The organism is Actinoplanes sp. NPDC048791 (genome assembly GCF_040650095.1).
Classification (GTDB): domain Bacteria; phylum Actinomycetota; class Actinomycetes; order Mycobacteriales; family Micromonosporaceae; genus Actinoplanes.
Map to the genome: position 1 here is coordinate 1 of NZ_JBEZGQ010000851.1, position 3,607 is coordinate 3,607.

At 73.1% G+C, this 3,607-nt stretch carries 3 protein-coding genes and 1 pseudogene; all 4 read left to right on the top strand.

Annotation, left to right across the window (positions count from 1 at the left end):
* Positions 1 to 238 (top strand): annotated as a pseudogene (locus tag AB0C29_RS38345) (hypothetical protein); the annotation flags it as partial.
* A complete protein-coding gene (locus AB0C29_RS38350; RefSeq protein ID WP_360555726.1) occupies positions 238 to 975 on the top strand; it encodes an SDR family oxidoreductase in 738 nt (245 codons plus the stop codon). The pseudogene AB0C29_RS38345 and the gene AB0C29_RS38350, both read left to right, overlap by 1 nt.
* A gap of 22 nt (positions 976 to 997) precedes the next feature.
* Positions 998 to 1,882 (top strand): SMP-30/gluconolactonase/LRE family protein, encoded by an 885-nt coding sequence (locus AB0C29_RS38355; RefSeq protein ID WP_360831237.1) that lies wholly within the window; start codon positions 998 to 1,000, stop codon positions 1,880 to 1,882.
* Positions 1,883 to 1,897: 15 nt separating this feature from the next.
* The gene (locus AB0C29_RS38360; protein WP_360831240.1) at positions 1,898 to 3,487 is read left to right on the top strand and encodes a long-chain fatty acid--CoA ligase; all 1,590 of its coding nucleotides are present in this window, start codon (positions 1,898 to 1,900) and stop codon (positions 3,485 to 3,487) included.
* Positions 3,488 to 3,607: the final 120 nt, after the last annotated feature.

Sequence of the window (3,607 nt, forward strand, 5' to 3'; positions counted from 1 at the left end):
CGCGGCGCTGCTCGGCGGGGCGTCGCTGGCCGGCGGGCGCGGCACTCCGGCCGGGCTGCTCGCCGGTGCGCTGTCGGTGGCGCTGCTCGCCCAGATCGTGGCCGTCGCCTACCTGCCGGACTACTCGACCCAGCTGTTCTACGCGGCGCTGCTGGCCGTGGTCGTCGCCATCGACTCCCCGGGCCTGCGCCGAGGGCTGGAACGCCTCCGGGCCAGGACCGGGCCGGTGGGGGTGTGATGGGCAATCTCAGTTTCGACTTCTCCGGGCGTACGGTGCTGGTCACCGGGGGCGCCCGCGGGGTCGGCCGGGCGATCGGCGAGCACTTCCGGGCGGCGGGCGCCGCGGTCTACCTGGTGGACGTCGAGCCCGAGGTGGTCGCGGCGACCGCGGCCGAGGTCGGGGCGGTGGGACTGGCCGCCGACGTCAGTGACAGCGCGCAGGTCGACGCCGTCGTGGCCCGGGTGGTGGCCGAGACGGGCCGGATCGACGTGCTCGTCAACAACGCCGGGATCCTGCGCGACGGCGTGGTGTGGAAGCTCAGCGACGGCGACTACGAGGCCGTGATGGCGGTGCACGCGGGCGGGACGTTCCGGTTCACCCGGGCGGCCGTTCCGCACTTCCGCCGGCAGAACCGGGGGCGGATCATCAACGTGACCTCGTACACGGGGTTGCGCGGCAATCCGGGCCAGTCGAACTACGCGATGGCCAAGGCCGGGATCATCGGCTTCACCAAGACCACCGCGAAGGAGCTGGCCCGGTTCGGCACCACCGTCAATGCGATCTCACCGAACGCGCGGACCCGGATGATCGCCTCGGTCCCGCCCGGCAAGCTCGCCGAACTGACCGGGGCGATCCCGATGGGCCGCTTCGCCGACACCTCCGAGATGGCGGCCGCCGTGGCGTTCCTGGCCTCCGACGAAGCGTCCTACATCACCGGTGTCGTCCTGCCGGTCGACGGAGGACTCTCTCTGTGACCCCACCCCGAAGGAGCACGACATGAGTGACTCACCCACCACCGTGGTCTCGGACGCCCACTTCCTGGAGGCGCCCCGCTGGCACGAGGGCCGGATCTGGTTCTCCGACTTCTACGGCTACCGCGTCTCGTCGGCCGCCGAGGACGGCTCGGACCTGCGGGTCGAGGCCGAGGTGCCGGGACAGCCGTCCGGGCTGGGCTGGCTGCCCGACGGCCGGCTGCTGATCGTCGCCATGACCGAGCGCCGGGTGCTGCGCCGCGAGCATGACGGCACGCTCGTCACCCATGCCGACCTTTCCCCGTACGCCAAGGGGCTCGCCAACGACATGTGCATGGACGCGCAGGGCCGTGCGTACGTGGGCAACTTCGGTTTCGACCTGATGGCCGGCGCCCCGATCGAGCCGACCTCGCTGCACCGCGTCGACCCCGACGGCACCGTCACCGAGGTCGCCGACGACCTGTGGTTCCCCAACGGCAGCGCGATCACCGCCGACGGCGTCCTGCTGGTCGTGGAGACCTTCGGCGACCGGGTCAGCGCCTTCGACCTCACCGCTGACGGCCGGCTGACCAACCGCCGGGTATGGGCCGAGTTCGGGCCGCTGCCCACCGACCGCTCGCTGGAGAAGACGCTGCCGGCGCTGACCGTCGCCGGGGACGGCGCCTGTCTCGACGCCGAGGGCGCGCTGTGGATCGCCGACGCGACCGGCAGCCGCCTGATCCGGGTGACCGAGGGCGGCACGATCACCGACGAGATCCGTCCCGGCACCCCGGTCTACGCCTGCGGCCTGGGCGGGTCCGACGGCCGCACCCTGTACGCGTGCGCCGCCCCGGACTTCCACGACGAGGCCCGCAAGGCCGCCACCGAGGCCCGCCTGCTCGCGATCCGCGTCGACGTCCCGGCCGCCTGAGCCATGCGCGGCCTGATGCAGGACCGGGCTCTCGACGTCGGCATGCTGATGCGCCGCGCCGAGGGACTGTTCGCGCGCAAACGGGTGGTCACCGCCACCGCGGCCGGCGAGGTCACCGCCACCTGGGGCGAGGTCGTCGCCCGGGCCCGGCGGCTGGCCGGTGTCCTCGAGCTGCTCGGCGTGCTGCCCGGTGCCCGGGTCGCGACCTTCGGGTGGAACTCCCAGCGCCACCTGGAGCTCTACTTCGCGGTGCCGAGCGCGGGACGGGTGCTGCACACCCTCAACCACCGGCTCTTCGCCGCCGAGCTGACCGGAATCCTGGCCGACGCGGCCGACGACGTGCTCTTCGTCGACCGGTCCCTGCTGCCCACGGTGTGGCCGGTGATCGGGCCGGCGCCCACCGTCCGGCACGTCGTGGTCATGGACGACGGCGGCGACGAGCCGATCCCGGACGACGCCCGGGTGCTCGACTACGAGGAGCTCCTCGCGCGGGTGCCGCAGCCGGTGGCCCCGGCCGTCGTCGCCGAGGACGACGCCGCCGGCCTGTGTTACACGTCGGGCACCACCGGACGGCCCAAGGGCGTGCTCTACAGCCACCGGTCCATCGTGCTGCACACGCTGGCCCTGCTCGCGGCCGACAGTTTCGCGATCAGCGAGCGCGACGTGGTCATGCCGATCGTCCCGATGTTCCACGTCAACGCCTGGGGACTGCCGTACGCCGCCGCGATGGCCGGAGCCGGTCTGGTGCTGCCCGGCCCGCGGATAAGCCCGGACGCGCTCGCGGCGGCGCTGACCCGGCACCGGGTCACGTTCACCGCCGCCGTACCCGCGATCTGGCGTGCTCTGGAGCCCCTGCTGCCCGGGCTCGATCTCTCGGCGTTGCGGATGACCGTCAGCGGCGGCAGCGCACTGCCGGTCTCGCTGGCCCGGGAGTACGAGGACGCCGGTGTCACGCTGAGCAGTTCGTGGGGGATGACCGAGACCAGCCCGCTGGTCACCTGCGCGCGGCTCGCGACGATCCACGACGGGCTCGACGCCACCGCCCGGCGCGAGGTGCTGTGCTCACCCGGCCGCCCGGTCCCGCTGACGGAGGTGCGGCTCGTCGGTGAGGACGGCACCATCGTGGCCCACGACGGCAGCACTCCGGGGGAGGTGCAGGTCAGCGGGCCGACCATCGCGGCCGGCTACTTCGGCGCCGGGGCCGGCGAGGCGAACCTGACCGCCGACGGCTGGCTGCGCACCGGCGACATCGCCACGATGGACGCGGACGGCTACCTGCGGATCGTCGATCGCACCAAGGACCTCGTCAAGTCGGGCGGGGAGTGGATCTCGTCGGTCACGCTGGAGAACGAGATCATGGCGCACCCGGACGTGCTCGAGGCCGCCGTGGTCGCCGTACCCGATCAGCGGTGGGGTGAGCGCCCCCTGGCGTGCGTGGTCGTCACGCCGGGCCGGGCTCTCACTGCCGATGATCTGCGGGCGCACCTCGCCGGCCGGGTGGCCTCGTGGTGGGTGCCCGACGAGTTCCGCTTCGTGGCCGAGATCCCCAAGACCGCCACGGGCAAGTTCGCCAAGGTGGCCCTGCGCCGGCTGATCGGTCAATGAGCAGCCGCGTACGCCGCTGACGCGATGGCCTCGTGCCCGGCGGCGTTGGGGTGGTCGCCGTCGGCGGCGAGCAGCGAGGTCGGGTCGCCGGTCCCGGTGCCGCCCTTGAACACCGGCAGC